The organism is Dietzia sp. UBA5065 (assembly GCA_002415925.1).
Lineage (GTDB): Bacteria > Actinomycetota > Actinomycetes > Mycobacteriales > Mycobacteriaceae > Dietzia.
In genome coordinates this window covers 1-3,868 of sequence record DIAZ01000123.1, presented here as the reverse complement: position 1 = coordinate 3,868, position 3,868 = coordinate 1, and the positions used below count along the sequence as shown (strand labels likewise).

The following is a 3,868-nucleotide window of genomic DNA, read 5'->3' as shown; positions in this document are numbered from 1 at the left end:
ACACCGACACCGGCCGACTGATCCCTGGATCTACGCTCGTCCTCATGTCGAACCTCTACCGGGACCGGGTACGTGCGGCGGCGGCCAGGATGACGGCGGGCGTCCGCGACGCGGACAGGCACCCCACGACCGTCGCGGCGGTGCGCCGGGCCCGCCGGGCCCTGCCCGGCGACTCCGGCTTCGGCGATCCCCTCTCCGCCGCCGGCCGGGACGGCGCGGGGACCGTCGCCCGGCTGGCCGGGCGGCTGTTCGACGACCGCCCCACGGCATCGCGCGAGGTGACCCTCGGCGGTCTCCAGGTGTGGCACGCCCTGCTCGAGCGCACCGGCAGGAGCGGGAACGGTGGCGAGGTCACCATCGTCTTCACCGATCTCGTCGGGTTCTCGAACTGGGCCATGCGGGCTGGCGACGCGGAATCGCTCGCACTACTGCGAACGGTCGCCGCGGCCACCGAACCCGAGGTCCTCGAACACCGCGGCCACGTGGTCAAGCGCCTCGGCGACGGTCTCATGGCCGTGTTCCCCTCGCCCCAGCTCGCCTTTGACGCCGCCGTGGCCTGCACCGCGGGGGTCGACGCCGTCGAGGTCGCGGGGTGGCACCCCCGGCTCCGGGTGGGAATCCACACCGGGCACCCCCGCGTGATCGGGGGCGACTACCTGGGCGTGGACGTCAACATCGCGGCGAGGCTCGCGGAGAAGGCGGGCCCGGGGGAGATCCTCGTCAGCGACGCGACGCGCGCCGGGCTCGATCCGGCGCGCGTCGCGACCCGGCCCAAGAGGACGTTCCGGCTCAAAAAGGTCAAGGGAGTCCCCCACGAGATCGCGGTCTTCGTGGCGACCCCCCGCTGAGTGCGACCCCCGGGCGACGGCTGTCCGGTAGAACGGACACATGGCAACCACCGCATTCAAGGGCAATCCCGTCACCACGTCCGGCGAGCTCCCCGCCGTCGGCCAGGCCGCTCCGGCCTTCGACCTCGTCGGCGCCGACCTCGCGCCGGTCACGTCCTCCGCGCTCGCGGGCAAGCAGGTCGTGCTGAACATCTTCCCGAGCGTCGACACGGGCGTCTGCGCCCAGTCGGTCCGCACCTTCAACGAGAAGGCCGCCGGCCTGGACAACACCGTCGTGGTCAACGTCTCGGCCGATCTGCCGTTCGCGCACAGCCGGTTCTGCGCCGCCGAGGGCATCGAGAACGTCTCCGCCGGCTCGACCTTCCGCAGCGACTTCGCCACGGACTACGGCGTGACGATGGTCGACGGCCCGCTGGCCGGCCTGTGCGCCCGCTCGGTCGTGGTGCTCGACCCCGAGGGCACCGTGGTCTACACCCAGCTCGTCGACGAGATCACCACCGAGCCGGACTACGACGCCGCGCTCGGCGCCCTGGCCTGAGCCCGCCCACCCCGCACCTCGCCGCGGCCCGCCCCTCGGGGCGGGCCGCGGTCGTTCCGGCGACGGGCCGTGGTTCTAGCGCCGACCGTAGTTCTGGCGTCGGCCTCAGATCTAGCGCCGGCCGTAGACGGTGACCGAGGCCACCGCGCACACCCTGCCCCGGTCGTCCCTCGTCACCACCTGCGCGATCCCCCAGCTCCGGCCGTCGTGGACCGCCTCGGCCCTCACCGTGACCGGGCCGACGAGCGGGATCTGGCGCACGTACCGGACGTCGAGCGACGACGAGCTGACCTGTCGCTCGTGCGAGAAGACCGCCGAGCCCGCGACCTCCGCGACCGCGGCGAACACCCCACCGTGCAGGTTGCCCAGCGGGTTGGCCAGTGCCGGCTCCGGAGCGACCACCGCCTCGACCGCGAGCGTGCCGGCCGGGCCGTCGCGGCGTTCGTGGAGCGTCAGGCACAACACCTCGGCCAGCGTTCCCGGCGCGAGCGCGGAGGGCCAGGGCGGCTCGTCGTCGTAGTCGTCCGGGTCCACGACCCCCGCGAGCTCCATGGATTTGACCAGTCCCGCGGCGACCACCTTGCCGTCGTCGTCGATCACCTCCCCGCGCGTGGTGAGGCAGTGACCGTCGTCGCCCAGGTGGTCCGCGCGGATCCCCAGCCCGGTCGAGCCCTCGCGCGGTCGAGCGATCAGGTCGAGGCGCAGCTCGGTGGTGACGGTCCACATCCCCTTGGGGCGGCGGCGGTGGTTCTCCGCGCCCAGCCCCGAGTCGACCAGCACCGCCAGCCCTCCGGTGGCGAACCGGCCGGACGGGTCGACGCACTGGTCGGCGACAGGTTGGTGCCAGCTCACGCTGCCGTCCTCGGCCTGGCTGAAGGTGAGCCCCAGGCGGGGCTCCGGACCGTGGTGCTGCGATTCCCTCACCCCGCGACGCTAACACGTGTTCTAGTTCCGTCCCGGGCGTCGGTGCGCGGCCCGCGCGGCCCCGGCGGCCAGCACAATGGACCGGTGCCCCTGACGAGCGAGGTCCTCACAACCCCCCGGCGATGGCCGATCCGCGTCGCCACCACGGTGATCGCCACCGCGATCGTCATGCTGGTGCTGGCGACGGGGGCCGGTGGCGCGTGGTTGGTCCTGCGGTCGGCGGCGCACAGTGCGATCGACACCACGGACCGGAACCGCGCGGTCGATGTGGCCGAGTCACTGTCGACCCGCGGCCCGCAGGCGGCCCTCGCGCTGGTCTCCGAGCCGATGTCGGGCGTGGACCTGGTGCGGATCGTGGCCCCGGGGAACCGGCTGGTGGCCGGGCAGGTCACCCGCGGACTCGAGAACGTCCCGGCGTTGGCGGTGCCCGGAGCCGGCGAGGTCGTCCAGCGCGAGGTGACCGCACCGGACGGCACCGAACTCCGAGTGACGGCCGTGGGGACGGACGTCGGCGGGGTGACGTTCGCGGTGGAGGTGGGGACCGAGACCGAGCGCTACGACACCGTGCTCATGGCCGGCGCCATCCTCTTCCTGTCGTTCGTGCCGGTGGTGGGCCTGGCGACGGCGGTCTTCGTCTACTACGCCATGGGACGCGTCCTGCGGCCCGTGGAGGCGATCCGATCCCGCGTCGCGGAGATCTCCGCCTCCGGACGCGGGGAGCGCGTCCCCGTCCCCGAGGCGGAGGACGAGATCGCCCGCCTCGCGCGGACCATGAACGCCATGCTCGCCCGTCTCGACGCGACCCGCACGGCCCAGGTGGCCTTTGTCGGCGACGCGTCCCACGAGTTGCGGAGCCCGTTGTCCACCCTGTCGACGCTGCTGGAGCTGTCCTCGACCTCGGGCACGCCGGTGGACGTCGAGACCGTGGACGACCTGCTCCTGCCCGAGGTCGAGCGCATGCGAGCGATGGTCGAGGACCTGCTCGTCCTGGCCAAGAACGACGAGCGGGGGGTGCCGCTGCGCCGGGAGGACGTGGACCTCGACGACATCGTGCTCTCCGAGGCCGCCCGCCTGCGGGGCCTCGGCGCCCCGGGTTCCCTCGAGGTCTCGGTCTCCGTGGAGCCCGCGCGGCTGGTCGGGGACCCCGACGCCCTGCTTCGGGTGGTGCGCAACCTCGTCGACAACGCGCGCCGCCACGCGCGCGGGAGGGTGTCCCTGGGCCTGGCCGTGGACCGCACGGACCCCGCGGCGCCGCGCGCCGTGATCACCGTCGACGACGACGGCGAGGGCGTTCCGCCCGATCAGCGGGACACGGTCTTCGATCGCTTCGCCCGCCTGGACGCCGACCGCGCCCGGGGCACGGGCGGATCCGGCCTGGGCCTGGCCATCGTGTCCGAGATCACCCGGACCCACGGCGGCGGTGTCCGGGTGGAGGACGCACCCGGCGGAGGCGCGCGGTTCGTCGTGGAGTTGCCGGTCGAGGTCGGGATCGCGGTCCCGGACGACCTCGAGGGCCCGGTGGACTGAGGGCCCGGTGGACTGAGGGCCGGGGGACTAG

Annotated in this window: 4 protein-coding genes; 3 read left to right on the top strand and 1 reads right to left on the bottom strand. The window is 73.6% G+C overall.

Features of this window, described 5'->3' with window-relative positions; all coding sequences use genetic code 11:
* Nucleotides 1-44 precede the first annotated feature (44 nt).
* Both B4M60_RS09535 and tpx read left to right on the top strand, forming a co-directional pair.
* Nucleotides 45-848 carry an adenylate/guanylate cyclase domain-containing protein gene (locus tag B4M60_RS09535; protein WP_291082799.1) on the top strand — a complete coding sequence of 268 codons (804 nt, stop codon included), beginning with the start codon at nucleotides 45-47 and terminating at the stop codon, nucleotides 846-848.
* 40 nt (nucleotides 849-888) lie between these two features.
* A complete protein-coding gene (gene tpx, locus B4M60_RS09530) occupies nucleotides 889-1,386 on the top strand; it encodes a thiol peroxidase (protein ID WP_291082796.1) in 498 nt (165 codons plus the stop codon).
* Nucleotides 1,387-1,497: 111 nt separating this feature from the next.
* Here tpx and B4M60_RS09525 read toward each other — a convergent pair whose 3' ends face one another.
* Complete coding sequence (locus B4M60_RS09525; RefSeq protein ID WP_291082793.1) at nucleotides 1,498-2,310, bottom strand: PaaI family thioesterase; 813 nt, start codon at nucleotides 2,308-2,310, stop codon at nucleotides 1,498-1,500.
* A gap of 84 nt (nucleotides 2,311-2,394) precedes the next feature.
* Here B4M60_RS09525 and B4M60_RS09520 point away from each other — a divergent pair, with 84 nt between their 5' ends.
* On the top strand, nucleotides 2,395-3,837 hold the full coding sequence (locus B4M60_RS09520) for a sensor histidine kinase (protein WP_291082790.1): 1,443 nt from the start codon (nucleotides 2,395-2,397) through the stop codon (nucleotides 3,835-3,837).
* Nucleotides 3,838-3,868: the final 31 nt, after the last annotated feature.

What these genes read in the sequence shown, in the direction of transcription:
- tpx (WP_291082796.1), top strand. Translation starts at nt 889, where the DNA reads ATGGCAACCACCGCATTCAAGGGCAATCCCGTCACCACGTCCGGCGAG.
- B4M60_RS09535 (WP_291082799.1), top strand. Translation starts at nt 45, where the DNA reads ATGTCGAACCTCTACCGGGACCGGGTACGTGCGGCGGCGGCCAGGATG.